This is a genomic window from Oribacterium sp. Sow4_G1_1 (assembly GCF_052116105.1).
GTDB lineage: Bacteria > Bacillota > Clostridia > Lachnospirales > Lachnospiraceae > Oribacterium.
The window spans coordinates 129,196-155,242 of record NZ_JBQKLS010000002.1; the positions used below are offsets into that span (position 1 = coordinate 129,196).

Annotated in this window: 25 protein-coding genes and 2 riboswitches; of the genes, 21 read left to right on the forward strand and 4 right to left on the reverse strand. The window is 56.5% G+C overall.

Going from position 1 to position 26,047, the window contains the following annotated elements:
• Positions 1-17: 17 nt before the first annotated feature.
• Positions 18-614, forward strand: coding sequence for a cell wall-binding protein (locus tag ACTQ52_RS02030; RefSeq protein WP_410042536.1), 597 nt, complete (start codon positions 18-20; stop codon positions 612-614).
• A gap of 86 nt (positions 615-700) precedes the next feature.
• Positions 701-1,180 carry a 23S rRNA (pseudouridine(1915)-N(3))-methyltransferase RlmH gene (gene rlmH / locus ACTQ52_RS02035; RefSeq protein WP_441981625.1) on the forward strand — a complete coding sequence of 160 codons (480 nt, stop codon included), beginning with the start codon at positions 701-703 and terminating at the stop codon, positions 1,178-1,180.
• Between the two features lie 22 nt (positions 1,181-1,202).
• On the opposite strand, the gene ACTQ52_RS02040 is transcribed toward rlmH, so the two are convergent.
• Positions 1,203-1,421, reverse strand: coding sequence for a hypothetical protein (locus tag ACTQ52_RS02040; protein ID WP_441981626.1), 219 nt, complete (start codon positions 1,419-1,421; stop codon positions 1,203-1,205).
• A gap of 252 nt (positions 1,422-1,673) precedes the next feature.
• On the opposite strand from ACTQ52_RS02040, the gene ACTQ52_RS02045 reads away from it, so the two are divergent.
• The 7 genes from ACTQ52_RS02045 (at position 1,674) to ACTQ52_RS02075 (ending at position 11,607) form a co-directional block, all read left to right on the forward strand.
• Positions 1,674-2,108 (forward strand): GtrA family protein, encoded by a 435-nt coding sequence (locus ACTQ52_RS02045; protein WP_410042539.1) that lies wholly within the window; start codon positions 1,674-1,676, stop codon positions 2,106-2,108.
• 90 nt (positions 2,109-2,198) lie between these two features.
• Positions 2,199-4,925, forward strand: a complete 2,727-nt coding sequence (locus ACTQ52_RS02050; protein WP_441981627.1) for a YfhO family protein — start codon at positions 2,199-2,201, stop codon at positions 4,923-4,925.
• A 29-nt stretch (positions 4,926-4,954) separates the two neighbouring features.
• Complete coding sequence (argH, locus tag ACTQ52_RS02055) at positions 4,955-6,301, forward strand: argininosuccinate lyase (protein WP_441981628.1); 1,347 nt, start codon at positions 4,955-4,957, stop codon at positions 6,299-6,301.
• 441 nt (positions 6,302-6,742) lie between these two features.
• A complete protein-coding gene (locus ACTQ52_RS02060) occupies positions 6,743-8,005 on the forward strand; it encodes an argininosuccinate synthase (RefSeq protein ID WP_410042542.1) in 1,263 nt (420 codons plus the stop codon).
• 131 nt (positions 8,006-8,136) lie between these two features.
• A complete protein-coding gene (gene argJ / locus ACTQ52_RS02065) occupies positions 8,137-9,366 on the forward strand; it encodes a bifunctional glutamate N-acetyltransferase/amino-acid acetyltransferase ArgJ (protein ID WP_441981732.1) in 1,230 nt (409 codons plus the stop codon).
• A gap of 1 nt (position 9,367) precedes the next feature.
• On the forward strand, positions 9,368-10,252 hold the full coding sequence (argB, locus tag ACTQ52_RS02070; RefSeq protein WP_410042543.1) for an acetylglutamate kinase: 885 nt from the start codon (positions 9,368-9,370) through the stop codon (positions 10,250-10,252).
• Between the two features lie 149 nt (positions 10,253-10,401).
• The gene (locus ACTQ52_RS02075; RefSeq protein ID WP_441981733.1) at positions 10,402-11,607 is read left to right on the forward strand and encodes an aspartate aminotransferase family protein; all 1,206 of its coding nucleotides are present in this window, start codon (positions 10,402-10,404) and stop codon (positions 11,605-11,607) included.
• Between the two features lie 147 nt (positions 11,608-11,754).
• On the opposite strand, the gene ACTQ52_RS02080 is transcribed toward ACTQ52_RS02075, so the two are convergent.
• A complete protein-coding gene (locus tag ACTQ52_RS02080; protein ID WP_441981629.1) occupies positions 11,755-12,636 on the reverse strand; it encodes a bifunctional 5,10-methylenetetrahydrofolate dehydrogenase/5,10-methenyltetrahydrofolate cyclohydrolase in 882 nt (293 codons plus the stop codon).
• 121 nt (positions 12,637-12,757) lie between these two features.
• The gene (locus ACTQ52_RS02085; RefSeq protein ID WP_441226086.1) at positions 12,758-13,441 is read right to left on the reverse strand and encodes a cyclodeaminase/cyclohydrolase family protein; all 684 of its coding nucleotides are present in this window, start codon (positions 13,439-13,441) and stop codon (positions 12,758-12,760) included.
• Positions 13,442-13,625: 184 nt separating this feature from the next.
• A riboswitch (TPP riboswitch) is annotated at positions 13,626-13,737 on the forward strand.
• Between the two features lie 60 nt (positions 13,738-13,797).
• Here ACTQ52_RS02085 and thiE point away from each other — a divergent pair.
• From thiE to thiM, 4 genes are all read left to right on the forward strand, one after another.
• Positions 13,798-14,454 carry a thiamine phosphate synthase gene (gene thiE, locus ACTQ52_RS02090; protein ID WP_410042546.1) on the forward strand — a complete coding sequence of 219 codons (657 nt, stop codon included), beginning with the start codon at positions 13,798-13,800 and terminating at the stop codon, positions 14,452-14,454.
• 195 nt (positions 14,455-14,649) lie between these two features.
• Positions 14,650-15,453 (forward strand): bifunctional hydroxymethylpyrimidine kinase/phosphomethylpyrimidine kinase, encoded by an 804-nt coding sequence (thiD, locus tag ACTQ52_RS02095; protein ID WP_441981630.1) that lies wholly within the window; start codon positions 14,650-14,652, stop codon positions 15,451-15,453.
• Between the two features lie 142 nt (positions 15,454-15,595).
• The gene (gene thiW, locus ACTQ52_RS02100) at positions 15,596-16,144 is read left to right on the forward strand and encodes an energy coupling factor transporter S component ThiW (protein WP_441981631.1); all 549 of its coding nucleotides are present in this window, start codon (positions 15,596-15,598) and stop codon (positions 16,142-16,144) included.
• Positions 16,145-16,284: 140 nt separating this feature from the next.
• The gene (thiM, locus tag ACTQ52_RS02105) at positions 16,285-17,127 is read left to right on the forward strand and encodes a hydroxyethylthiazole kinase (RefSeq protein WP_441981632.1); all 843 of its coding nucleotides are present in this window, start codon (positions 16,285-16,287) and stop codon (positions 17,125-17,127) included.
• 478 nt (positions 17,128-17,605) lie between these two features.
• Here thiM and thiT read toward each other — a convergent pair whose 3' ends face one another.
• Positions 17,606-18,139, reverse strand: coding sequence for an energy-coupled thiamine transporter ThiT (thiT, locus tag ACTQ52_RS02110; protein ID WP_441981633.1), 534 nt, complete (start codon positions 18,137-18,139; stop codon positions 17,606-17,608).
• A gap of 69 nt (positions 18,140-18,208) precedes the next feature.
• Positions 18,209-18,310: riboswitch (TPP riboswitch) on the reverse strand.
• 212 nt (positions 18,311-18,522) lie between these two features.
• On the opposite strand from thiT, the gene ACTQ52_RS02115 reads away from it, so the two are divergent.
• The 8 genes from ACTQ52_RS02115 (at position 18,523) to ACTQ52_RS02150 (ending at position 26,022) form a co-directional block, all read left to right on the forward strand.
• A complete protein-coding gene (locus ACTQ52_RS02115) occupies positions 18,523-19,170 on the forward strand; it encodes a ComEA family DNA-binding protein (RefSeq protein WP_410042551.1) in 648 nt (215 codons plus the stop codon).
• 153 nt (positions 19,171-19,323) lie between these two features.
• Positions 19,324-19,710 carry an Asp23/Gls24 family envelope stress response protein gene (locus ACTQ52_RS02120; RefSeq protein ID WP_410042552.1) on the forward strand — a complete coding sequence of 129 codons (387 nt, stop codon included), beginning with the start codon at positions 19,324-19,326 and terminating at the stop codon, positions 19,708-19,710.
• 28 nt (positions 19,711-19,738) lie between these two features.
• Entirely contained in the window at positions 19,739-20,281 is a 543-nt protein-coding gene (nusB, locus tag ACTQ52_RS02125) for a transcription antitermination factor NusB (protein ID WP_410042553.1), read from the forward strand.
• A 15-nt stretch (positions 20,282-20,296) separates the two neighbouring features.
• A complete protein-coding gene (gene xseA, locus ACTQ52_RS02130; protein WP_441981634.1) occupies positions 20,297-21,697 on the forward strand; it encodes an exodeoxyribonuclease VII large subunit in 1,401 nt (466 codons plus the stop codon).
• Positions 21,698-21,714: 17 nt separating this feature from the next.
• A complete protein-coding gene (locus ACTQ52_RS02135) occupies positions 21,715-21,951 on the forward strand; it encodes an exodeoxyribonuclease VII small subunit (protein WP_410042555.1) in 237 nt (78 codons plus the stop codon).
• Positions 21,929-22,912, forward strand: a complete 984-nt coding sequence (locus ACTQ52_RS02140) for a polyprenyl synthetase family protein (protein ID WP_441981635.1) — start codon at positions 21,929-21,931, stop codon at positions 22,910-22,912. The genes ACTQ52_RS02135 and ACTQ52_RS02140 overlap by 23 nt, the downstream gene beginning before the upstream one ends.
• 121 nt (positions 22,913-23,033) lie before the next feature.
• Positions 23,034-24,971, forward strand: coding sequence for a 1-deoxy-D-xylulose-5-phosphate synthase (gene dxs / locus ACTQ52_RS02145; RefSeq protein WP_441981636.1), 1,938 nt, complete (start codon positions 23,034-23,036; stop codon positions 24,969-24,971).
• A gap of 100 nt (positions 24,972-25,071) precedes the next feature.
• Positions 25,072-26,022, forward strand: coding sequence for a TlyA family RNA methyltransferase (locus ACTQ52_RS02150; protein ID WP_410042558.1), 951 nt, complete (start codon positions 25,072-25,074; stop codon positions 26,020-26,022).
• Positions 26,023-26,047: the final 25 nt, after the last annotated feature.

Below are 26,047 nucleotides of genomic sequence, written 5' to 3' on the forward strand. Positions count from 1 at the left end.
GTGGGAGGAAACAGATCATGAAACGTACACATATAGTGGGTGTCGCTCTGGCACTGGCCCTTTCGATGACTGCGCCAGTGGCAGCTATGGCGGCCGAGCACCCTGCAAGCGCGGTCGAGCTTCAGGAGGTAGCTGCGACACAGAAGAGCAAGTTCGCCTGGGAGAATACCGGGACGAGCTGGCGTCTTCTGTATCTGACACCGTCCAGCACACAGTGGACCTACGCCCATAAGTGGGTACAGATCGGTGCGAGCTTCTACTATTTCGACGAGCAGGGCGATATGGTCGAGGGCTGGTTCCAGGATGCGAGCGGCCGCTGGTTCTTCGCACAGTATGATAACATGGCCCGGAACAACCCGGATGCCGGAAAGGTCATCAGCGGCTGGGCACAGATCCGGGCGACGAACGGAAGTATGCAGTACTACTACTTCGGAAGCGATCCGACGACCGGCATTCCGAGCGGTATGTATGGAAGTGATACGGCAGGCTACTATAAGAGCTATATCATCGACGGTCAGGAGTACCAGTTTGACTCGAACGGTCACTGCGTACAGACGATGATCGGCATGGCGAAAACCTACGGACGCAATCGAACGGAAGTAAGTGATTTATAAGGATGAAGGCAGGAAGCGGATGAGGCTCCGAAAATCCGGAGCGCTCGAGGCTCCCTGCCTTTTCGGTATCGGGACAGGCAGGATATATGAAGATTAATCTGATTGTTGTGGGAAAGGTGAAGGAGAAGTACCTCCGGGATGCGATCCAGGAGTATGCGAAGCGGCTGTCTGCATACTGTGATCTCAGCATCATCGAGGTTGCGGATGAGAAGACACCGGAGCATGCGCCGGAGACGGTGGAGGCCCGGATCAAGGAGACCGAGGGGGAGCGTATCCTCGCGAAGATCAGTGATCGGAGCTATGTGGTCGCGCTCGCCATCGAGGGGGATATGCTGAGCTCCGAGCAGCTGGCGGAGCGTGTGCAGGAGCTGATGCTGTGCGGACGCTCGGACATCAGCTTCATCATCGGCGGTTCACTGGGACTTAGTCCGGCCGTGCTGAAGCGTGCGGACAGAAAGCTCAGCTTCAGCCGCATGACCTTTCCGCACCAGCTGATGCGGGTGATCCTGCTCGAGCAGGTGTACCGTGCGTTTAAGATCAATGCGCACGAGCCATATCATAAATAAAAAGGACCCATGAGGGTCCTTTTTAAATGGCATTTTCCTGTACGAGCGTCTGGTGGATCAGCTTTGGAACTTCGTCCTTCGGCACGTCGAAGATGATGGAGAGCTCCATATAGAGGATGTTTTCAGCCTGATCGAGGTAATGAATATCTAGGTCCTCCTTCTTTTCAAATTCTTCTCCATTCGTCCTTTCCAGCGAATGAGACGCACGCCTTCGGGGCGGTGCGCATTTGCAGTTAACCATAATTTACATATAGTTTATATCAAAAATTCCTTTTCGAAAAGTCAGTTTCACACAATTTAATTGCATTTCGTTGTGATGGTGGTGACAGTTTAGGCTGGGGACCCGGAGGGGCGGCAACGGAGTCACAGTACTCCGAGATCGGTGAACTCTAAGCCGTGGCCCCTGCCTGCCGAAGCCGTGATGCCGTCTTCTTGCGAAGAATGGGGGATTTATGTATACTCTACCCTGTTGATGATCATAAAGGAGATTATTATGAACCTGCTTCAGAGTTTATATGCGCGTTACAAGGAAATCGTGCACTACCTGATCGTCGGGGTGCTGACGACCGTGGTGAGTCTCGGGGTCTACTATGGGCTCGTGCTGACGGTGCTGGATCCGGGGAATCCGCTGCTGCTGCAGCTGGCGAATATTCTGTCCTGGGTCGCGGCGGTGACCTTCGCGTATTTTATGAGCCGGAAATTCGTGTTTGAGAGTCACAGTACGAAGATGCGTGCGGAGGCGGCCCGCTTTTACATGTCACGTGTGGGCACACTGCTGCTCGATATGCTGATCATGTTTGTGACGGTGACACTGCTCGGCATGAATGACAAGCTGGCGAAGCTGCTGGTGCAGGTGGTCGTGACGGTGCTGAATTATATTTTCAGTAAGTTTCTCGTGTTTGGGAAGGCGAAGGATGAAGCGCCGTGATGGCCGGAAGCCTGTTCGTTCATACTGTGGATATGAGGATATTGAGGTCTGCATGGCGCCGGAAAAAGACATGCATAAAGGAGCTGTAAGATGGAAAAGCACAGTAAGCAGGGCAGGAGAGCCTGCCTGATCGCGTTTATCGTCCCGGTCGTGGCGATGATTCTGATTTTTATTTTCCGGGGGATCTTTCCGTTCGGACAGGAAACCTTTCTGCGTACCGATATGTATCATCAGTATGCGCCGTTTTTCTCGGAGTTTCAGTATAAGCTCCATCATGGCGGTTCACTGCTGTACAGCTGGGATGTCGGTCTCGGCATCAATTTCAGCGCGCTCTACGCCTACTATCTCGCGAGCCCGCTGAACTGGCTGCTGCTCCTCTGCCCGAAGGGACTGATCCTCGAGTTTATGACCTATATGATCGTCGTGAAGATCGGGCTCGCAGGTGTTGCGATGTGCTGGTACCTGCGTCGCCGCTTTCCGCAGCAGACACTCGGCTGCAGCTTCATCGCGATTCTGTATGCGCTGTCCGGCTATATCTCTGCGTACAGCTGGAATCTCATGTGGCTCGACTGCATCATCCTGTTTCCACTGATCATGCTGGGGTTCGAACGTCTCGTGCGGGGGGAGAGCGCGATGCTTTATGTGATCGCACTGGGACTCTCGATTCTTTCGAATTACTATATTTCCATCATGACCTGCATCTTCATGGTCATCTACTTCATCTGTCTCAATGTTCTCGAGGGGATCGGAGATGCACGTGTCGTGGGACTTCGTGTCCTGCGCTTCGGGATCTACTCTCTGATCGCGGGCGGACTGGCAGCGGTGACACTGCTGCCGGAGATCTATGCGCTGCAGATGACGGCGTCGAGTGACGTGAACTTCCCGCAGACCGCGACGCAGTACTTCACGATCATCGATATGTTCGCGCGGCATATGCCATTCGTTGAGACGGAGCAGGGCCTCGATCACTGGCCGAACATCTACGCCGGCGCACTCGTGTTCCTGCTGCTGCCGCTGTACTTCATGAACCGGAAAATCGGGCTTCGGGAGAAGATCGTAAACGGCCTCCTGCTCGTTTTCTTCTATCTGAGCTTCAGCGTCAACATCCTGAATTTCATCTGGCATGGCTTCCATTACCCGAATTCACTTCCATGTCGCCAGAGTTTCATATATATTTTCCTTATCCTCGTGCTCTGCTACGAGGCCTGGCTCGATCGGGCAGCCTCCTCTGCGAGGGAGGTCAATGCTTCCTTCGGGATGGCCATCGCGTTTCTCCTCGTCACGCAGAAGGTCGTGACGGATGATGCGATCCACTTCAGTGTGTTCTATCTGAGCGGTCTGTTCGTGCTTCTGTACTACGGCTTCCTCTATACCGAGCGGACACGCACGAAGAGGACACATCGCTGGACGGCCATCGCGATGCTGGTGGTCGTTTCCGTGGAGGCAACCCTCAACATGGCCGTGACCTCGGTGACGACGACCTCACGAACGGCGTATGTCAGTGACAATCAGGATGTCGAAAAGCTCGTGCAGGCCGTTCGTGCAGAGGATGACGGCTTCTACCGCTTTGAGAAGATCACGCGGAAGACGAAGGACGACGGTGCCTGGATGAACTTCCCGAGTGTATCGCTCTTTTCATCGACGGCGTACGCTCACTGCTCGGATTTCTTCAAGCGTATGGGCATGGAGTCCTCGACGAACGCCTACTCGATCACCGGCTCCACGCCGCTCATGAATATGCTGATGTCTGTGAAATACGACATCTACTCCGAGGAACCGCAGGCACCGGGAGAGATGGGACTGAGCTATATCGCGAGCTCCGGTATGACCAGTATCTACCAGACAGAGTTCGCACTGCCGCTCGGCTATATGCTGCCTGGGTCGGCGCTGGATGCCTGGGATACCCATGCCGGCACGCCGGCACTGGCGCAGAACAGTCTGTGCGAGGCCCTCGACTGTGCACCGGTCATGGACAGTGTGCTGGGTGAGTTCTATGACGCGGACTACAGCTTCACGGCTGATCAGGCAGGGGAGTACTATGCCTACGTGAACAACGCGGCGGTGAAGCAGGTAAGCGCGAATTACGGCTACACCGAGAAGAGCTTCAACAATGTCGACCGCGGGTATCTTCTGGAGCTCGGCTATCTTGAGGCTGGCGATACCGTGACCCTGCACAGTAAGACCGAGGGGCAGAGCGTGTCGGCGGATGTATATCGTTTCGATTACAACGCGCTGCGCGCGCTGCAGGATGTGCTGCAGGACGAGAGCCTGGAGCTCACGAGCTGGAAGGATACGAAGCTTTCCGGGACGATCACGACGGAGAAGGGTGGCGTCATGATGACGAGCATCCCGTATGATCCGGGCTGGAAGATCTTCGTGGACGGTGTGGAGACCGACATCACCGAGGTGAAGGATACCTTCCTCGGGGTAGAGCTCACGCCGGGCACGCATACGATCGAGCTGCGCTTCATGCCGCAGGGCCTCGTCCTCGGCGGCCTCATCACGGTGCTCAGCCTCGTGATGCTGCTGGCGATCTGGCTGATCACACGGCGCTTCGGACTGCTGAGCGACGGGCTCCGGGAATATGAGGAGCTGACGCAGGAGGATGAAGATGCGGATCCGTCTGCGACCACGGAACATGCGGTCGTAGAGGACGACGAAGCAGCTGTGTTCGAGGAGGAACTTCAGGCGGAGGATGACCTGAATACAGCGGCGCCTGCGGATGGTGACGATGCGACGCCGGAAGCATTGGCAGAGGATACGAACGGAAACGAAGACGATGCGGATCTCGAGATCATCGCAATTCATGAAGAATAAAGGACGGGAAACGTCCGGAGGGGGAAATTATGAAGCTTTGGGGTGGACGATTTACAGAGGCGGAGGATCAGCGGACGGAGGAATTTAACGAGTCGCTGAGCTTCGACAAGCGGATGTACCGGCAGGATATCACGGGCTCGATCGCACATGCGGAGATGCTCGGACGGCAGGGGATCATCTCGCAGGAGGACAGTGCGGCGATCATCGCGGGTCTCAAGGGGATCCTGCAGGATATCGAGGACGGGAAGCTCGTCATCGAGGGTGACGCCGAGGATATCCACAGCTTCGTCGAGGCGGAGCTGACGGAGCGCATCGGGGAGCCGGGGAAGCGTCTGCATACCGGACGGAGCCGGAATGACCAGGTGGCGCTCGACATGAAGATGTATACGCGGGACCACATCGATGAACTGATTGGGCATATGCAGGCGCTGCTTGATACGGTCGAGGGGATCATGGCGGAGAACCGGGCGAGCTATATGCCGGGCTTCACGCATCTCCAGAAGGCCCAGCCGACGACGCTGGCGCACCACATGGGCGTGTACCGTGCGATGTTCCTGCGTGATGTCAGCCGGCTCGGGGATACCAGGGACCGACTCAATGAGTGTCCGCTCGGTGCCGGTGCCTTCGCCGGGACGACTTACCCGCTCGACCGCGACTTCACTGCGCGGAAGCTCGGCTTCCGGAAGCCGACCGAGAACTCGATGGATTCGGTGTCGGATCGTGACTATCTCCTCGAGTACCTCTTCGATCTCGCGACGATCCAGATGCACCTCAGCCGTCTCAGCGAGGAAATCTGCATCTGGAACTCGAACGAGTATAAGTTCGTGAAGATCTCGGACAAGTATTCGACGGGCTCGAGCATCATGCCACAGAAGAAGAATCCGGATATCGCGGAGCTGATCCGTGGCAAGTCCGGTCGGGTATATGGTGCGCTGATGAGTCTCCTGACGGTGATGAAGGGGCTGCCGCTCGCCTATAATAAGGATATGCAGGAGGATAAGGAGCTCGCGTTCGACGCGATGGATACCGTGCAGAATTCGGTGATTCTCATGAAGGATATGCTGGCGACCATGAGCTGGAACCGGGCGCGGATGGAGGAGTCGGCGAAGCTCGGCTTCACGAATGCGACGGATGTGGCGGATTATCTCGTGCGGAAGGGTGTGCCGTTCCGTACGGCGCATGGCATCGTCGGGGAGCTGGTGCTGCTCTGTGAGCAGAAGGGCTGTGCGCTCGATGATCTGACGATCGATGAGTATCATACAGTATGTGACGAGATCGATCCGGATATTTATGAGGCGATTTCGCTGGAGACCTGTGTGCGGAACCGGAAGACGCTGGGCGCGCCGGGGGCACTGCTCGAAACTACGAATGAATGAAAGAGCCCGGAGGGCCGGCAACAGAAGCACAGTACTGCGAGCTCGGAAAAATCTAAAATTCCACCCCTAAGAAGTACTAGGCCCTCTGCAATCACTGAGTTTTCTTTATGAAAACTCAGCGTTGCAGAGGGTGCTAAGGAAAATCACTCCAAGTACTTCTATGGGGTGGAATTTTGATTTTTCACGACCTCTTCGTATGGCTTCTGTTGCCGGTCCTCCGGGCCATATTCATTTGCAAGGTGTATATTAATGAGTTATATCAGCCATAATATACATTTGATATGCATAAAAACGGAAATTAATACATTTTTAAATGCATAAATATACAAATTTGCGCTTGCAATCTGTTTTTTGATGGCGTATGATAACGGCATCGTAAATGAGGGGTGCTTCCGTGGATGCGTTTATGCGTCGGGGGCGTTTTATAGAGGAGAAGTGATTATGAGTAATCTGGTACCAAAGAATAACACGCAGGGTGAGAAGGTCGTTCTGGCTTATTCCGGTGGTCTCGATACGACCTGTATCGTGCCGTGGCTGAAGGAGACCTTCGGCTATGAGGTGATCTGCTGCTGTGTCGATGTAGGGCAGGGCAACGAGCTGGATGGTCTGGCAGAGCGTGCGAAGATCTCGGGTGCGTCGAAGCTGTACATCGAGGATATCACTGACGACTTCTGCGACAACTATGTGCTTCCGTGTCTCGAGGCCAATGCGACCTACGAGAACAAGTACCTGCTCGGTACCTCGATGGCGCGTCCAGCGATCGCGAAGAAGCTGGTCGAGATCGCACGGAAGGAGGGCGCGAAGGCGATATGCCATGGTGCAACCGGTAAGGGAAATGATCAGATTCGTTTCGAGCTGGCCATCAAGGCACTGGCCCCGGATCTTGATATCATCGCTCCGTGGCGTATGACGGATATCTGGACCTTCCAGTCCCGTGAGGATGAGTACAACTACATCAAGTCGAAGGGCATCCCGCTCACCTTCTCCGAGGATAATTCCTACAGCCGTGACCGGAACCTCGTGCATATCTCGCATGAGGGCCTCGAGCTGGAGGATCCGTCTCAGGAGCCGAACTACGATCATATGCTGATGCTGTCGGTGACACCGGAGAAGGCACCGGATCATGATACGGATGTCGAGATCAAGTGGGAGAACGGTGTTCCGGTCGAGCTGAATGGACAGAAGATGACCGTGAAGGAGATCATCCTCGAGCTCAACAAGCTCGGTGGTGAGAACGGGATCGGTATCATCGACATCGTCGAGAACCGTGTCGTCGGCATGAAGAGCCGTGGCGTCTATGAGACCCCGGGTCTTACGATCCTCATGGAGGCACACAAGCAGATCGAGGAGCTGATCCTCGACCGTCAGACCATGGAGTTCAAGAACATGGTGGATGTGAAGTTCTCGCAGGTCGTCTACGAGGGCAAGTGGTTCGATCCGCTTCGTGAGGCACTCGAGGCCTTCGTCCAGAGCACTCAGAAGTATGTGACTGGTACGACGAAGATGAAGCTGTACAAGGGCAACATCATCAAGGCCGGCACGACCTCACCGTACTCACTCTACAACGAGTCACTGGCGTCCTTCACGACGGGCAGCATGTATGATCACCACGATGCCTCCGGCTTCATCACCCTCTTCGGTCTTCCAGAGAAGGTACGTGCGATGAAGCTGCTCGAGGTACAGAATCTTACAAATAACAAGTAATCATCCATTCGGTGGACAGGTGAGGATGAGATTCCGGAAGCATTGACCTGATGACGGAAGGACATCCATCACCTGTCCGCGCATAATACCGATGGACATAAAACAGATATGAAAAGGGAGTAGTCATGGGAATGATAGCAGTCAAGGGTGGCATCTGTGCTGCCGAGGGGTTTATGGCAGCGGCGACCGCTGCGAAGATCAAGTCGAAGCGTCGGGATGATATGGCGATGATTTTTTCCGAGAAGCCATGCGTCGTGGCCGGTACCTTCACGAGCAACGTGGTGAAGGCGGCACCGGTCCTCTGGGATCGTGAACTGGTCGACAGTGGCCGTCCGGTCCATGCCGCCGTCATCAACTCTGGTATCGCCAATGCCTGCACCGGTCAGCTGGGACTGGATATCTGCAAGGAGGAGGCCGACGCGACCGCGGAGGCCTTCGGTCAGGTAATTTCTGCGGATTCCGTGCTGCTGGCATCCACCGGTATCATCGGTCTGCAGCTTCCGATCGAAAAGATGAAGAATGCGATTTCCGAGATGGTACCGAAGCTCGAGGCGAGTGAGGCAGCCGCTACCGCAGCCAGCAAGGCCATCATGACGACCGATACGACGAATAAGGAGTTCGCACTCGAATTCACGATCGGCGGGAAGAAGGTCCACCTCGGCGGTATGACGAAGGGCTCCGGCATGATCCATCCGCAGATGTGCACGATGATCTGCTTCCTGACGACCGATCTCTCGATCACGAAGGAGCTGCTGCAGAAGGCCCTCAGCGAGAACGTCGTTGATACCTTCAACATGATCTCCGTCGATGGCGATACCTCGACGAATGATACCTGCGTGATCCTCGCAAACGGTGCTGCGGAGAATCCGATCATCGATACGGAGGGCGAGGACTATGAGACCTTCAAGACCGCGCTCCTCCAGGTGTCGAAGACCCTGGCACGTGAGATGGCGGCCGATGGGGAGGGTGCATCCCACCTCTTCACGGTTCATGTCACCCAGGCAAAGGACAAGCAGGAGGCCCGGACAATCGCACGTTCTGTCGTTTCCTCGACGCTCACGAAGGCGGCGATCTATGGTCGCGACGCGAACTGGGGCCGTGTGCTCTGCGCGATGGGCTACAGTGGCGCGAGCTTCGATCCGAATAAGGTGAACCTGTATTTCGTCAACGACATCGGAAAGATCGAGGTCTTCCACCAGGGAGTACCGGTCGATTTCGATGAGGATTACGCATCCGAGATCCTCGGCTACCAGGAGGTCACCGCGCTCATCGAGATGCACGAGGGCACAGAGGAGGCCACGGCCTGGGGCTGTGACCTCACCCACGAGTACGTAAACATCAACGCGGATTATAGGAGCTGACATGGAAATCGAGAACAGGATCATGGATAAGGCGGCGACCCTTGTCGAGGCACTGCCATATATTCAGAAATTTCAGGATAAGGTCGTCGTCGTAAAGTACGGCGGATCCGCGATGACGGATGAGAATCTGAAGAAGCATGTCATGCAGGATGTAGCGATCCTGAAACTGGTCGGCCTGAAGCCGATCATCGTTCATGGCGGCGGCAAGGAAATCTCGAAGTGGATCAGCAGGGTCGGCATGGAGCCGCACTTCGTGAACGGACTCCGCGTGACGGATGAGGATACCATGGAGATCGCCGAGATGGTGCTGAACAAGGTCAACAAGTCCCTGGTGCAGCTCATCAACAACCTCGGTGGCAAGGCCGTCGGTATCTCCGGTAAGGATGGAAATCTCCTGAAGTGCGTGAAGAAGTACTCAAAGGGAGAGGATATCGGCTTCGTCGGCGACATCGTCGGTGTGGATACCACCATCATCGATGATCTTCTGAGCGACGGCTTCATCCCGGTGATCTGTCCGATCGGTTTCGATGAGCGTGGCCAGAGCTACAACATCAACGCGGATGACGCGGCCTGCGCGATCGCGGCAGCGATGCACGCCGAAAAGCTCGCCTTCCTTACGGATGTCGAGGGTGTATATAAGGATTTCAACGATAAGAGCTCCCTCATCACGACGCTTTCCATCGAGCAGGCACAGGAGATGATGGATGCCGGTGAGCTGGTCGGCGGCATGCTGCCGAAGATCCAGAACTGCATCGATGCGATGAAGAAGGGTGTAAACCGTGTGCATATCCTCGACGGACGTGTGCCGCACTGTCTGCTCCTCGAGATATTCACGAACCAGGGCATCGGCACGATGATCGAGAAGTCGATCGACGCGTGGTTCTGAAAATTTCAGGGAAGAGGCGCTGCGCATCGTGGCGGAAGTGCCCGTGCGGGCGGGTGCTGTGAGAGTGCATTGGCCGAAACATGCGGCGGATAGACAGATGAGGGGTGAAAAAAATGAAATTTATGGATGATTCCATCGTGAAGGGAAATATCGTGAATGACCGCCTCGTAACGGAGGGCGAGCAGGTACTGTATAAGACCTACAATCGTTTTCCGGTAGCGTTTGATCACGCGAAGGGCGTCGAGCTCTACGATGCGGGCGGACATGCGTACCTCGATTTCGGTGCGGGCATCGCGGTGGCAGGGCTCGGCTATGGCAACACGCTGGTGGACCAGGCGATGAAGGAGCAGATCGACCGGGGGCTGCTGCACACGTCGAATCTCTTCTACAATGAGCCGTCCATCGAGGCGGCGGAGAAGCTGCTTGCGGCGAGCGGAATGGACCGTGTGTTCTTCACGAACTCCGGTACCGAGGCGATCGAGGGCGCGCTGAAGATCGCGCGTCGCTACCACTATAATAAGGGCCGGGCCGGCTGCGAGATCATCGCGATGCAGGGCTCCTTCCACGGTCGTTCCATGGGCGCGCTCAGCGTGACCGGCAAGGATCACTACCGTGCGCCGTTTGAGCCGCTGATCGGAGGTGTGCGCTTCGCAACCTTCAACGATCTCGATTCCGTAAAGGCGCAGATCAATGAAAACACCGGTGCGATCATCATGGAGACGATCCAGGGTGAGGGCGGTATCTATCCGGCGACGGAGGACTTTCTCCGGGGCGTACGGCAGCTCTGCGATGAGCATGATCTGCTGCTGATCCTCGATGAGATCCAGTGTGGCATGGGCCGCTCCGGCGCCATGTTTGCATGGCAGGCCTACGGCGTGAAGCCGGATGTCCTGACGGTGGCGAAGGCCCTCGGAAACGGCGTGCCGATCGGTGCCTTCCTCGCCTGTGGCGAGGCTGCGCATGCGATGCAGCCGGGTGACCACGGCTCCACCTACGGTGGAAATCCGTTTGTCTGCGCCGCGGCATCCGCAGTGCTGGATGTCTTCAAGGAAGCAGATATCCCGGGCCACGCGAAGGCACAGGGTGCGTACCTCTGGAAGGCCCTCGATGAAGTGAAGGCCGCTTTCCCGGAGATGGTGAAGGATCACCGTGGCATGGGCCTGATTCAGGGCCTCGAGTTCTCCCCATCCGTACCGGCTGGGGAGATCGTCCGGAAGATGCTGCTCGAGCAGCAGGTCATCCTGATCGCGGCGGAGCACAACACGATTCGTTTCGTGCCGCCACTCGTCATCGAGCATGAGCACATCGACGCGATGAAGGAAAAACTGGAAGCCGTGCTGGCAGAGCTGGCATGAGGCATCGACGATCGAAATGGCATATCGAAGAAGATAGGAATAGAAAGCCCCGGCGGAGCAGTCCGCCGGGGTTTATTTTTGGTATTGCAGGCATGAATTCGGTTCGAATCATGCAACGTGTCTACGGAAATCGTGTCCTGTATAGCATCAGGAGAGGTATTCATCTGCGCTGTCGTCGATCGGTGCGAGCTTCATCTGAAGCTTCGCGGCCTGGACGAGGTGCTTCGCAAGGACAGCAGTAGTGACGGTGCCGACACCACCTGGTACCGGGGTAGCGGCTCCGGCCTTCAGGATGATCTGATCCCAGTCACAGTCGCCGCAGAGATTGCCGGCCTCGTCGACATTGATACCGACGTCGATGACGGTTGCATCCTCCTTCACATAGCCGCTGCTGATGAACTTCGCCTTACCGATGGCCGCTACCAGAATATCCGCACGGCTGGTCACGGCCTTCAGGTCTTCGGTCTTACTGTGGCAGACGGTCACAGTCGCATTCTCCTGGAGCAGCAGCATGCTGAGCGGCTTCCCGACCACCATGGAGCGGCCGATGATGCAGACCTCCTTGCCGGCCATCTCGATCTGATGGCCCTTCAGGATCTCCACGACGGCCTGGGCCGTACATGGTGCGAAGGCATCCGCATCGCCACGCATGACGCCGGCGACGTTTGTGTCGGTGATACCGTCGAGATCCTTCAGCGGATTCATCTTGCGAAGCATCGCTGCCTCGTCGATCTGCTTCGGGAGCGGACGCATCACGAGAATGCCGTGGATCTCCGGATCCTGGTTGATGAAGTCGAAGACCTGCTGAAACTCTTCGTTCGATACGTTTTCCGGAAGCTCATAGTCCTTCGCCTCCAGGCCGAAATCCATGAAGCGCTTCTTGATGCTGCGCTCATAGCTGAGATCGGCCTCCTTGTGGCCGACACGTAGAATCGCCAGCGCCGGCAGGATGCCGTTGTATTGTCCGACGAAGTCCAGGCACTCGCCCTTGATCTGATCTGCGATGATTTTTCCTCTTAATTCCTGCATATATTCACACTTTCTCTCGTTTTATCTGTTTGATTTTCTTCTATAGAGTAGCTCGGGACTTCTACGCGGGGCATGCAGCTGTCTGCTATGAAACAGCCTGCAGGGCTCCGGGCCATCTCTCTTACGAGAAGTCCACCTTGTTCCGGTCGATGCGGTCCAGCTCCGGATCGTACTGCGGCTTCACCTTATCCTCGACCGCCTCGTAGATCAGACGACTCTTCGCGCGGCCATCCATGAGCAGCTTTCGGGCGTATTCATTGAGCTCGATCATACGGTTCTGATTCTTCATCATCTTCGTGTTGATGTAGACATTCATCACCGCGCCCTCGAGGGCGGTGCCGAGATAAGCAGCGGCCACACCGACGTCACTCTGCATGAGCTTCGAGCCATGCGCCTCCAGCTCGCCGAGATAGTCGAGCGCTTCACAGACCCGCTCCATCACCTTGATCGGTGTCATGGATGCGGTGCTCAGGCAGGTTTCCAGGGTCGTCTCCTTGAAGTCCTTCTCCTCCGGCGTACTGTCCGGGAGGCCATAGGCCTGACTGAGCGGCAGGAACACCTTCTCATCCTCGTCGGAGAGCGCCAGGAAGGCCTCACGCAGCTTCGCGAGCCGCGCCTCGATGTCCCGGATGCGCGGCTCAACCTCCGCATATGTTTTCTTCCCGATGGTGAATGCACAGACCATCATGCCGAGGCTTACACCATAGGCACCGGCCAGCGCACTCGCGCCTCCACCGCCCGGCACGGATTCCCGCGCACCTAATCGCTCCAGATATGTCCGAATCGTCGTCTCCCCTGATGTCATCGTATGTTCCTTCTTTCTCGTGATTCTTCGATGTCATAATACTCGATTTTTTCGCAAAAGAAAACCCTGTGATTCAGCAAGGGGCCCCGGCTTGATTTTACACGATCTCTCCGTATGGCATATGTTGCCGCCCGTCGGGCCCTTGCTGAGCGTCCTGTCCCGTGCTATAATGACGAAGTTTAATAAAAGTACACGGGGGTGTCGGTCAGAACCGGCTGAGATGGGAACTGTGCGTTCCGGACCCTGGAAACCTGATTTGGATCATGCCAACGTAGGGAGATGGGCTTTTTGCACGCGTATTCCAGGCTGTCCGATCGGGCAGCCTTTTTTGTTTGTGATTTGAAAGAAACACAATTATGAATAGAGATTTACTTCGATTATATGCGATCACCGATCGGCACTGCCTGAAGCAGTCTTCGACCTCCGAAACAGAGGCACTGACCATGGCTGTCGAGCAGGCGATCCTCGGTGGTGCGACCATGGTGCAGTTCCGTGAAAAGGAACTTACGGGCGCGCGGCTCGAGCAGGACGCGCGGGCCGTACAGGCGGTCTGCCGGAAGCATGGGGTACCGTTCATCATGAACAACGATGTCGACCTCGCGCAGAAGCTGGACGCCGACGGCGTGCATGTCGGGCAGAGTGATCTGCCGGCGGCGGAAGCCCGTCGTCGCCTCGGTCCGGCGAAGATCATCGGCGTAACCGCGCGGACGGTGGCGGAGGCGCAGGCAGCGGAAGCGGCCGGCGCGGATTACCTCGGCTCCGGCGCGGTGTTCGGCACGAGCACGAAGCTCGATGCGAAGACGATGCCGCTCGAGACCTTCCGGGCCATCACAGCGTCGGTTCAGATTCCGGTCGTGGCCATCGGCGGGATCAGTGCGGCCAATGCAGGCGCCCTGAAAGCCCATGGCGCTGCGGGACTCGCCGTCGTCAGCAGTCTCTTCGGTGCAGCGGACATCACAGAAGCGGCGCGGACGCTGCGGGCGATCGCAGATGACATCGTCACCGACCGGTGACGAGGCGTCCGACAGAAGAGCAGCGGTTTCGCTTTCTGACTGGAAGAATGTCTGATCTCTGCATGGACAGTGGCAGACGTTCCGACGGACACTTTTAACGGTTTGACCGCGCTAAGCGTTCAAATACATCACAGCGGCAGGTTGGGGGCACCACCTCAGGTCGCTATACAAAATTAATGCGTGTGGAGGAGTACTATGTATACAGCATTAACAATCGCAGGAAGTGACTCCTGTGGAGGCGCCGGCATCCAGGCAGATATCAAGACAATGCTCGCAAATCATGTGTATGCGATGAGCGCGATTACGGCATTGACTGCCCAGAATACGACCGGTGTAAAGAGTATCATGGAGTCGACGCCTGATTTCCTGAAGGATCAGCTCGATATGATTTTTACGGATATCTATCCGGATGCAGTGAAAACGGGAATGGTTTCCTCTGGTAGCCTCATCGAGGTAATCGCAGAAAGACTCACATTCTACAAGGCCAGAAACATCGTGGTGGACCCGGTGATGATCGCCACCAGCGGGGCGAAGCTGATCAGTGACGACGCGGTCGATACACTGAAGTCGAAGCTGCTGCCGCTTGCGACGGTGATCACACCGAACATTCCGGAGAGTGAGGTGCTGTCCGGGATGACGATTCGCAGTTCCGCGGATATGGTGGAAGCGGCGAAGCGGATCCACGCAGCGTTCGGCTGTGCCGTGCTTACGAAGGGCGGCCACAGCCTGGACGATGCGAATGATGTGCTCGTGCATGGAGAGCAGGTGACCTGGTTCCACGGCAGACGAATCGAGAATTCGAACACGCACGGAACCGGTTGCACGCTGTCCTCAGCGATCGCGTCGAATCTGGCCAAGGGATATGATCTCGAAACATCCGTACAGTACGCGAAGAACTATATCTCCGGCGCACTGAATGCGATGCTGAATCTCGGAAAGGGCAGCGGTCCGATGGACCACGGCTTCAGGATCCAGGGCGATTATTCGGCATCTGTCTGAGCCGCTGACCCGCGAAGCAGCAAAACGACCTCGGTGGAGGTCCGGCTGCAGGCGGTCAGATCTCAGGCAGTTAAGAACACGGCCTCGTAAGGCGGTGAGGTGAACCTTCCTTCGGCGATGCTTAGATTGTAAAAGGAGATTCATGATGCGTAACGAAAATTCTGCTGCGGCAAGCGTAGCAACCACAAGTGTAAACACGAAGAAGCTGGCCCTCGCGGCTGTATTTGCCGCCATCGCGGTGGTTGGCTCGACCTTTTCTGTGCCGGTTTTCGGCTCGAAGTGTGCGCCGGTACAGCACCTCGTCAATGTGCTGTGCGCGGTATTTCTCGGCCCGGCCTACGGCGTGGCAGCGGCGTTCATCGCCAGTGTCATCCGAAATCTGATGGGCCTCGGCTCGTTGCTTGCGTTCCCGGGCTCCATGTGCGGTGCCTTCCTGTCTGGCTATCTTTATAAGAAGCTTCGGAAGCTTCCGGCAGCCTATGTCGGCGAGATCTTCGGCACCGGCATCATCGGTGGCATCCTGTCCTACCCGATCGCAGCCTTCATCATGGGCAACACGAAGGCGGCCGTCTTCACCTTCGTCGTTCCGTTCCTGGTGAGCACCTGCGGCGGTACCCTGATCGCGGTGATCATCACCGTAGCGCTGAGCCAGACCGGCTTCCTCGAGCGTGCGAAGGAAATGCTGAAGTGAGCGTGCCATGGACACCCGTCGTGCGGCCCTTTCCGGGCGGCGCCGGATGGAGACATTGGCCTCGGAAGCAGTACGGCGGATGACGGAAAAGCCGGCAGGCCGAGTGACAGCCAGCAGTCGGCGAGAGTGAGGAGCCACGAATGATCGACGAAAACTTCAGAAATCAGATATATACATGGATGGACGCGATTCAGCGCACCGCGCCCCTCGTGCACTCCATCACGAATTATGTGACGGTCAACGACTGCGCGAACGCCCTGCTTGCGATCGGTGCGCGCCCGGTCATGTCGCATGATCCGCGGGAGGCGGCGGAAATCACCCGTGGCAGTCAGGCGCTGGAGCTGAACCTCGGTGCCACAGAATACCTCGACGCGATGTTCCTGAGCGGACAGGCGGCGCGGGAAAAGGGCATCCCGCGGGTCATCGATCCCGTGGGGATCTCCGGCTCGACCTTCCGACGCGAAGCGCTCCACCGTATGCTCTCTGAGCTGCAGCCGACGGCTATCCGCGGAAACTACTCGGAGATCCACGCACTCCTCGCCGGTACAGACACCGGCACAGGCGTGGATGCGGTCGTTGATGCAGCGCATCCGGCACTTTCCAGGGACGCACTGGCACACGGGATGCAGAACTACCTCCGTACGCTTGCGTTTCCGATGATCCTCGTGGCATCCGGCCGGGAGGACATCGTCGCTTCACGGGATGCACTCTGCTTCGTGAAGAATGGCAGTCCGCGTATGTCGCGTGTGACCGGCACCGGCTGCATGGCGACCGAGCTGCTCACTGCCTTCCTGGCGGTGGCATCCTGCGAAGAGGTTTTCCACGCGGCGGTGGTCGCTACCGCATTTATGGGCATCGTCGGTGAAATCGCAGAGGAGACGGCCCCACGCGGCAGTGGAAGCTACCACATCGCACTCATCGACGCACTGTCGACCATGACCGCAGAGGATATTGCTGGCAGGATTTCAGTCGGAGAAGCCTGATCTGGCCCCGAGTGATAAAAAAAACTCGCCTTCGGGCGAGTTTTTTTGTGACGGAATGCATATCTGAGATTTATTAAAAGCATGGACAGGCGCCGATTTTTGATGGCTTCTTGTATTTCTTCGGCGGTTCGTGTAGAATCAGTGTATCTGACAAATAGGTGTCGATCACGGGCAGATTTCTTCTGTCCGGTTCTCAAAATTTAAAACTTCATAATGCACGCATGGCATCACCATGCGTGCAGAAGCTGCGTCTTCGGCTGGATAAAACTGCAAAGAAAAAAGAGCGCCGCGGTATGCGACACTCTTTATCGTGGACTATATATACGGCGTAAAGGCCTTGGATAGAACAGCACATCCGTCGGCCGGTCGATCCGTACTTTGTACGGTGTAAAGGTCTTTAAAGATATCCCGCAGAGGCATTTCTACGCTGCATGAAGTCGGGTGAACCGATGGTGGATAAGCAGAACAGGATATCGTGTCACTGCAGTGCACTGCGCTTCGTGCGCTGGATGGCAGTGGACATCACCGGGATCGAAAGGATGATCAGGGTGATGACCGTCTCTGCACCGATGTAGATGAGATTATAGACCGCAGAGTAGGCTGCCGGATTCCAGCCCTCCCAGGCATACTCACCGAAGAATACCCAGCCGCTCAGAAAGGCGAAGACGTATCTTCCGATGCAGGCAGCGATGTAGCCGAGGCGAAGACCGTTCTTATGGCTTGCGAAGAAACCGGAAATACCGAATGCACCGAAGGCGAACACATAATCGAGGATCGCCTGTACCGGTGTCAGTACGTATGGGTCAATGATGAACTGCAGGATACCATAGGCTACACCCGCCGCGATGCCGATCGCCGGACCGAAAAAGAAGCCAGGCAGCATCGCGAAGAGCATCGAGCACAGGGTGATGGAGCCACCGGTCGGGAACTCAAACACCTTGATCATCGAGGTGACCGTCGCAAGTGCGATGCATACCGCACAGTAAACCAGAACCTTGACATTTTTTGACATAAAAAAACCTCCTTTGAATCGCACGGATCATCCGTGACTTGGCCAGGAGGGGCAGAATATAGACAGCAGAAAAATGCTGTCATGCTTCCCTACGCAGGTACTGACCTGATCAGGTGAGAAGGGTTGGTTCTATGAAGAATCCTCTCAGCATAAGCGCCCCTAGCAATCAAGCACCATTATAAAACAGAGGAAAGTCATGTCAATAGCGGATATGCACGATCAAACGACGAAGATGTAGAAGTTTGTAACAGTTCCGGCAGGGGGCCGGAGGGACGGCAACATGAAGATTTCGGCAACATTGCCCAGACAGTGGGATTAACGAAAGGACGTTGTGGGAGGAGGACAGCGTGTCTTTGAAATGTGGAAAACAGAAAGGAACAGAGATGGGAAATTATCCGCTGACTGCGAAAGAGCAGCATAAACGAAAAGAAAAACTGGCAAAAATCCGCCAGACCGTGATGATCATCCTTATGGCAATCGCCGGCCTCTATTATATGACCGTTGAGCGTGGCCAGGTGACGAATGCAGCGATCATGACGAACGTGGACGAATCAACAGTGAAAACAAATAGAAATCAAGATAAAGAAGTACAGGAAACGAAGTTCAAAATCGAGAGCTATCTACAGCCGGAGACGACAGACGATGAAACATGCCAGACCATCCTACAGGAAATTGAAACGCCGATGGAAAGCCAGGTGGAATCGACAGAAAAAACTTTGCCTGATGCAAACCAGATCACGCAGATCATACCGAGCACTGCTGTGAACGTAACAGATGCTTCGATGATGGTAACGCAGACGGAATCGGCCGCTGATCCAACGGTGGTGCCGGTTGAAGACAAACGCGTGAACCTGAACACCGCCACTCTGGAAGAACTCGACGCACTCCCCGGCGTCGGCCCCTCCACTGCCAAAAACATCATCGCTTACCGCGAAACCCACGGCGGTTTCGCCGCTCCGGAAGAAATCATGAACGTGAAACGGATCGGCGAGAAGACCTTTGATAAGCTGAAGGCACATATTACTGTTTAAAATCATATAAAACTGCTACAATCGAGATAAGTTGACAGGATGCATAAAATATGTTTTTACATTGGTTTTATGCATGTTTTGTGGTATCATGTTCCCATAGTTTAGTCTTAATTCTCGGATTATGCCCGGGTGCAGTACATACGGAGGTTCTATATGGAACAGAATGAAGAGAGAGCAACACATGTTGTATATGAGAAGGATGAGCATGGTCAGATCGTCATCGCGGATGAGGTCGTCGCGATCATCGCAGGCATCGCAGCGACCGAGGTAAAGGGTGTCGATTCCATGTATGGCGGCTGGTCCGGCGAGATCATCTCCAGAATGGGTATCCGCGACCTCAGTAAGGGTGTAAGCATCAGCATCGAGGATGGGCACGTTTCCGTGAAGCTGAGCCTGAACGTAAGGTACGGTTACTCCATCCCGGATGTATCGAGAAACGTACAGGATAAGGTCGCTTCGGCCATCGAGTCCATGACCGGTCTCAGTGTGCTGGATGTCAACATCCGCATCGCCGGTGTGGTCAATGCTGAGAACGAGTGAGTTGAAATAAAGTATAGGTAAGGAAATCATGAATAAACGAGAAGAAAGAGATCATAAGTTTAAGCTCCTGTTCTGCACACAGTTCTACCCTGGGCAGGAGATTCCGGAGCAGCTCGCACGCTATTTCGAGTCCCCGGATTACGAGGATGGCGATGGCGTCGTGCACATCGAGAATCTGAGCGAGGAGGACCAGCAGCGTCTGGAGGCGGAGGTGGAGAAGATCACCGCGAAGCTCCCGGAGCTGGATGCGCGTATCGATTCCGCTGCCGAGGGCTGGAAGACCGATCGTATGACGAAGACCGACCTGACGGCGATTCGTCTCGCACTTTATGAGATCGAGTATGACGAGACGGTCCCGGACAGGGTAGCCATCAACGAGGCGGTCGAGCTCGCGAAGAAGTATGGTGGCGACGAGTCCGGCTCCTTCGTCAATGGTGTCCTGGCACGTCTTGTGAACAGCGACCGCGTATCGACGCGAAGCGTGAAGGCACCACGTAAGCAGCAGGGTGAGCTCACGGAGAAGAAGACTGCCGGTAAGGGCGTTCAGATCATCGTGAACCGCAACAGATAAGAATAAAGGATTCCTATGAATAAAGACAGTCGTGCATATACTGTGTCCCAGGTGAACCGATATATCGCAAACATGTTTTCATCGGATTTCGCACTGAAAAATATCACGATCCAGGGTGAGATTTCAAACCTGAAATACCATCCGACCGGGCATATTTACTTTACACTGAAGGACGCAGCTTCGCAGATCTCCGGTATCATGTTTGCCGGTGACCGTGCGGGGCTTCCGTTTAAATTGGAGAATGGCATGCGCGTACTCTGTACGGGCAGTGTCGGCGTCTATGAGCGTGGCGGCAGCTATCAGATCTACGCGAAGCGCTTCATGGCGGATGGGATCGGAGATCTCTACATCCGTTTCGAGCAGCTGAAAAAGGAGCTCGAGGAGATGGGACTCTTCGATCCGATGTATAAGAAGCCGATCCCGAAGTATGCGCAGCGGATCGGTGTCGTGACCGCGAAAACCGGCGCAGCTGTCCGCGATATCATCCAGATCTCGAAACGACGGAATCCATATGTGGAGATCGTCCTCTACCCGGCACTGGTGCAGGGGGAGGGGGCGGTTCCGTCTATCGTACATGGGATACGGACACTGGACCAGCTGGGCCTCGACGTGCTGATCGTCGGACGTGGCGGTGGCTCCATCGAGGACCTGTGGGCGTTTAACGAAGAGCCCGTGGCCCGGGCGATCTTCGAGGCGGATACCCCGATCATCAGCGCGGTCGGCCATGAAACGGATACGACCATCGCAGATTATGTCGCGGATCTCCGTGCACCGACCCCGAGTGCAGGCGCGGAGCTTGCGGTCTTCGACTATCAGAAGCTGATGGAGGAGATGGCAGGCTGGCATGCGACCCTTGGGAGCGTGATGAACGAGCGCATACAGGATGAGCGTCAGCGGCTCGCGATGGAGAAGCTGCGGCTCAACCAGTTGAGCCCTGGCAGCATCCTGAAGGAGTACCAGAAGCGGAGCCTTCAGTACGAGACGCAGCTCCGCGATGCGATGCGGGAGAAGCTGCAGGACGCGAAGGACCGTGCACGCCGCTATGACGGCTTACGCACAGAGATGAAGACACAGCTGCAGCAGGCGAAGGACCGGCTGGCGGGCTACAGCGGCCTCCGGGAGCAGATGCTTCAGCGACTGCACGGCGCGAAGGAGCAGCTGCACCGCTACGATGCGCTGCCGATGTGGATGACGCAGACACTGGACCGCGCCCGTCATGGGCTTGCGCTCCGGACCGAAAAGCTCGAGGGCGTGAGTCCGCTTCGGAAGCTGAGCAGTGGCTACGGCTATGTGCAGGATGCCGAGGGACATCGCGTGGACTCGGTCGGAAAGCTGGCGATCGGTGAGCTGATTACGACGCAGCTTCAGGACGGAAGCTTCCGGAGTCGGGTGGAGCAGATCACGACGACGAAGTAAATTCGGAAAGGATAGTTATGCCGGTGAAAAAGAGTGCGGCAGCCGCCGCAGAAAAAGAAAAGGAACAGAAGCCTCTCCAGGAGGTGTTTGCAGAGCTTGACGAGCTCGTCGAGAAGATGAGCCGTGAGGAGAGTCTCGAGAAGACCTTCGATATGTATCAGAAGGGCGTGACGCTTCTCCGGAGTGCAAATGACAGTATCGATCGAATCGAAAAACAGGTAAAGGTGCTGGATGATGAAGGATTTCTCTCTTGAACTGAAAACGACAGTCGCGGAGGTCGACGCGATCGTCCTCGCGCAGCTCCCGAAGGTGGAGGGACAGCAGAAGACCGTGCTGGAGGCGATGCAGTATTCCGTGACCGCCGGCGGAAAGCGGATCCGTCCGATCCTCGTGAAGAAGTGCTATGCGCTCTACAAGGACCGAAAGGACGCCGGCTGGGACCGCTTTATGAAGCCGATCGTCGAGGCCTTCATGGGGGCGATCGAGATGATCCATACCTTCTCGCTCTGCCATGATGACCTTCCGTGCATGGACGGGGATCAGTATCGTCGTGGTCAGGAATCGACCTGGTATAGGTTCGGCGAGGACATGGGCACCCTTGCAGGGGATGCACTCTCCCTCTATGCTTTTCAGCGGGTGACGGAGGTGTATCTCCGCCAGCTTTCCCGTGCGGCCGTGACCGGTGGCGTGGACAGCCCGGATGAATCCTCGAAGTTTGCCAACGCCGTACTGAAGGCGACGGCTATCCTCGCCGGAAAGTCCGGTGTCGATGGCATGCTCGGCGGTCAGACCGTCGACGTCGAGATGACCGGAAAGCCGCTCAGTGAGCCGCAGCTTCAGTTTGTGTATGAGCTGAAGACCGGGGCACTGCTGGAGGCCGCCATGATGATGGGCGCGGTTCTCGGAGGTGCATCGCAGATGGAGCTTCGGCGGCTCGAAGGCATCGCCCGCAGCATCGGTGTGGCCTTTCAGATCGAGGATGATATCCTCGACGAGACGAGCACACAGGAGGTGCTGGGGAAGCCGATCCACTCGGACGAGGAAAACAACAAGACGACCTGGGTGTCGATTCACGGACTCGAGGCGGCCCAGGCCGAGGTGCAGCGTCTCTCGGAGGAAGCCATCGAGGGACTGAAGAGCCTTTTGGAGGTCGATGAAGACGCCCGTCAGTTCCTCATCGCACTCACCGAAGAGCTGATTCATCGGAAAAAGTAAAAAGGAGAATGCGTTCACAGGCGGACGTGGCAGCAGGACGCTGCAGGCGGATGCTCGTGACGCTGTACCGGAACGTGGAGCAGAGACAGCGGCGAAACGTGCACCGGGATAAGTGAAAAGTATGCTACTGGATGATATACATGGACCGGAGGATCTGAAGAAACTGAATGATCATCAGCTCAGAAAACTCGCGTCCGAAATCAGACAATTTATCATAGAGAAAACCTCCGAGTACGGAGGCCACCTCGCCTCGAATCTCGGGGTGGTGGAGCTGACCATCGGGCTGTATCTGGCCCTTGATCTGCCAGAGGATAAGATCGTGTGGGATGTAGGCCATCAGGCCTATACTCATAAGATCCTGTCCGGTCGAAAGGAAAACTTCGACGGACTCCGGCAGTATCATGGCATGAGCGGCTTCCCGAAGCGGGCGGAGAGTCCGTTTGACTGCTTCGGTACGGGCCACAGCTCCACCTCGATTTCCGCCGGGCTCGGCATCGCCGCGGCCCGCGATATCAAGGGCGAGCACTATACCGTCGTGTCCGTCATCGGCGATGGCGCGCTGACCGGTGGCCTCGCGTATGAGGGACTCAATAACGCAGCCCAGATGAAGAAAAACTTCATCATCGTGCTGAACGACAACAAGATGTCGATCTCCCGAAACGTCGGCGGTATGTCGAAGTACCTGAACGGACTGCGTTCGAACCGTGGCTATAATCAGCTGAAGATCGATGTCGGCAGTACGCTGATGCGCGTACCGGGCGTCGGACCACAGCTCGTAAAGCGGGTGCAGCGGGCGAAGAACTCGCTCAAGCAGCTCCTCATTCCGGGCATGCTGTTCGAGGATATGGGCATCACCTACCTCGGGCCGATCGACGGTCACAACATCCGTGAGGTGGAGCGGACCATCGAGGAGGCGAAGAAGATCGACCACGCGGTGCTCGTGCACGTCCTGACCACGAAGGGCAAGGGCTATGCACCGGCAGAGCAGAATCCCGCGCACTATCACGGGGTTTCTCCGTTCGATCAGAAAACCGGAAAGGCGCTCTCGCCATCGAAGGAGAGCTACACCTCTGTTTTTTCGAAGACGCTGTGCCGTCTCGCCCGCGAAAATAAAAAAATCGTCGGCATCACCGCTGCGATGCCGGACGGTACCGGGCTCAGTGCGTTCGCAAAGGAATTCCCGGATCGTTTCTTCGATGTGGGCATCGCGGAGCAGCACGCCGTCACCTGTGCCGCCGGTATGGCAAGCAACGGCCTGAAGCCGGTGTTTGCGGTCTACTCGAGCTTCCTGCAGCGTGCCTACGACCAGATCGTGCATGACGTCTGCCTCCAGAAGCTGCCAGTCGTGTTCTGCATCGACCGTGCCGGCCTCGTGGGCTCCGACGGTGAGACGCACCAGGGGATCTTCGACTACAGCTATCTCACGCACATCCCGCACATGACGGTGATGGCACCGAAAAACGCCGATGAGCTCACAGCGATGCTGGCATTTGCGATGAAGTATCCGCTGCCGATCAGCATCCGCTATCCGCGTGGTGCGGCTTACCAGGGGCTTCGTGAATTTGCGGCACCGATCGAGCATGGCCGCGCCGAGCTTCTCTATCAGGGCAGTGATATCGCCCTCGTGGCCGTCGGTTCGATGGTCTCCACGGCGGATCACATACGTGAAAAGGCCGTATCCTACGGCCATCAACTGACGCTCGTGAACGCGCGCTTCGTGAAGCCGATCGATACGGATATGCTGGATCGTCTCGCAGAAAACCATACCACGATCGTGACCCTCGAGGAGAACGTGAAGCAGGGTGGCTTCGGTATCCAGGTCGAGGCGTATATCCATGAGCATCATCCGGAGGTGAAGGTCGTGACGATCACCCTCCCGGACAAGTACGTGGAGCACGGCGATGTGACGAAGCTCCGCGCCTACCTCGGCATCGACAGCGACTCGATCATCGAGCGGCTCCGCCAGGAGGGCGTGATTCCGGCGGGGGATCCGGCCAATGCAGACGAGCGGAACGAAGAGAGCTCCGCGGGCGCTGAACCGGCGGACGAAACGAAGTGAAAACGCGCCGGAACGGGGACAGATGCGCCAGAATATGTGCATCGCCGACCCGGGCGTAGAAGAATACAAAGGGCAGAACACAGCCCGGAAAGAGTCATCAGTGAAGAAAGAACGACTTGACGTGCTGCTGGTCAATCGAGGACTGGCAGAATCCAGAGAAAAAGCGAAGCGCACCATTATGGCCGGCATCGTGTATGTCGATGGCCAGAAGGAAGATAAGGCCGGCTCTACCTTCGATCCGGAATCCGAGATCGAGGTCCGCGGTAACGTGCTTCCGTACGTCTCCCGTGGCGGTCTGAAGCTCGAGAAGGCGATCCGCGAGTTCGGCGTATCCTGTGAAGGCAAGGTCTGCCTCGATATCGGTGCCAGCACTGGCGGCTTCACCGACTGCATGCTGCAGAACGGTGCGGTCAGGGTCTTCGCGATCGATGTCGGCCACGGCCAGCTCGACTGGAAACTCCGAAACGATCCGCGTGTGGTCTGCATGGAGAAGACAAACATCCGCTATGTGAAGCCGGAGGATATCGGAGAGAAGGCACGGCTCGTGTCTATCGATGTCAGCTTTATCAGTCTGCAGCTCGTGCTGCCGGTGGTGAAGACCCTGATCGCCGAGGACTGTCAGGTCGTCTGCCTCATCAAGCCGCAGTTCGAAGCGGGTAGAGAGCAGGTCGGCAAGAAGGGCGTGGTCCGTGATAAGGCGGTCCATGTCGAGGTCATCGAGAAGACCATCACCGCCGCCTATGCCCTCGGCTTCATGCTGAAGGAGCTGACCTTCAGTCCGATCAAGGGACCGGAGGGGAATATCGAGTACCTCGCAGAGCTGATGCTCCGGCCGGATACCGCAACGGAGAACGATGATATGACCGTTTCCGACGCGACGGTGGAGAAGCCGGACGCAGCGGAGCACGAAGAAAACGCGGCCGGCGGTGACGATGCAGCGGATCCGAAGCATTGGCCGACCGAGGGGGAGGAAAGCCCGGCACCGGCGTGGCTGCATGCGCGTGCGGTGGAGGTCGTAAAGGCATCCCACGCGATGCTCGACATCAAGTGAGGGCGATGCGCGCGGATAGAGGATC

Bases quoted from the DNA above. Each gene is read 5' to 3' on its own strand.
- ACTQ52_RS02050 (WP_441981627.1), top strand. From the start codon at position 2,199: ATGGAAAAGCACAGTAAGCAGGGCAGGAGAGCCTGCCTGATCGCGTTT.
- ACTQ52_RS02030 (WP_410042536.1), top strand. From the start codon at position 18: ATGAAACGTACACATATAGTGGGTGTCGCTCTGGCACTGGCCCTTTCG.
- thiT (WP_441981633.1), bottom strand. From the start codon at position 18,139: ATGTCAAAAAATGTCAAGGTTCTGGTTTACTGTGCGGTATGCATCGCA.
- ACTQ52_RS02045 (WP_410042539.1), top strand. From the start codon at position 1,674: ATGAACCTGCTTCAGAGTTTATATGCGCGTTACAAGGAAATCGTGCAC.
- argB (WP_410042543.1), top strand. From the start codon at position 9,368: ATGGAAATCGAGAACAGGATCATGGATAAGGCGGCGACCCTTGTCGAG.
- dxs (WP_441981636.1), top strand. From the start codon at position 23,034: ATGCTACTGGATGATATACATGGACCGGAGGATCTGAAGAAACTGAAT.
- thiM (WP_441981632.1), top strand. From the start codon at position 16,285: ATGATCGACGAAAACTTCAGAAATCAGATATATACATGGATGGACGCG.
- argH (WP_441981628.1), top strand. From the start codon at position 4,955: ATGAAGCTTTGGGGTGGACGATTTACAGAGGCGGAGGATCAGCGGACG.
- thiW (WP_441981631.1), top strand. From the start codon at position 15,596: ATGATGCGTAACGAAAATTCTGCTGCGGCAAGCGTAGCAACCACAAGT.
- thiE (WP_410042546.1), top strand. From the start codon at position 13,798: ATGAATAGAGATTTACTTCGATTATATGCGATCACCGATCGGCACTGC.
- nusB (WP_410042553.1), top strand. From the start codon at position 19,739: ATGAATAAACGAGAAGAAAGAGATCATAAGTTTAAGCTCCTGTTCTGC.
- argJ (WP_441981732.1), top strand. From the start codon at position 8,137: ATGATAGCAGTCAAGGGTGGCATCTGTGCTGCCGAGGGGTTTATGGCA.
- xseA (WP_441981634.1), top strand. From the start codon at position 20,297: ATGAATAAAGACAGTCGTGCATATACTGTGTCCCAGGTGAACCGATAT.
- ACTQ52_RS02040 (WP_441981626.1), bottom strand. From the start codon at position 1,421: ATGGTTAACTGCAAATGCGCACCGCCCCGAAGGCGTGCGTCTCATTCG.
- ACTQ52_RS02115 (WP_410042551.1), top strand. From the start codon at position 18,523: ATGGGAAATTATCCGCTGACTGCGAAAGAGCAGCATAAACGAAAAGAA.
- thiD (WP_441981630.1), top strand. From the start codon at position 14,650: ATGTATACAGCATTAACAATCGCAGGAAGTGACTCCTGTGGAGGCGCC.
- ACTQ52_RS02060 (WP_410042542.1), top strand. From the start codon at position 6,743: ATGAGTAATCTGGTACCAAAGAATAACACGCAGGGTGAGAAGGTCGTT.
- rlmH (WP_441981625.1), top strand. From the start codon at position 701: ATGAAGATTAATCTGATTGTTGTGGGAAAGGTGAAGGAGAAGTACCTC.
- ACTQ52_RS02120 (WP_410042552.1), top strand. From the start codon at position 19,324: ATGGAACAGAATGAAGAGAGAGCAACACATGTTGTATATGAGAAGGAT.
- ACTQ52_RS02085 (WP_441226086.1), bottom strand. From the start codon at position 13,441: ATGACATCAGGGGAGACGACGATTCGGACATATCTGGAGCGATTAGGT.
- ACTQ52_RS02140 (WP_441981635.1), top strand. From the start codon at position 21,929: ATGATGAAGGATTTCTCTCTTGAACTGAAAACGACAGTCGCGGAGGTC.
- ACTQ52_RS02080 (WP_441981629.1), bottom strand. From the start codon at position 12,636: ATGCAGGAATTAAGAGGAAAAATCATCGCAGATCAGATCAAGGGCGAG.
- ACTQ52_RS02135 (WP_410042555.1), top strand. From the start codon at position 21,715: ATGCCGGTGAAAAAGAGTGCGGCAGCCGCCGCAGAAAAAGAAAAGGAA.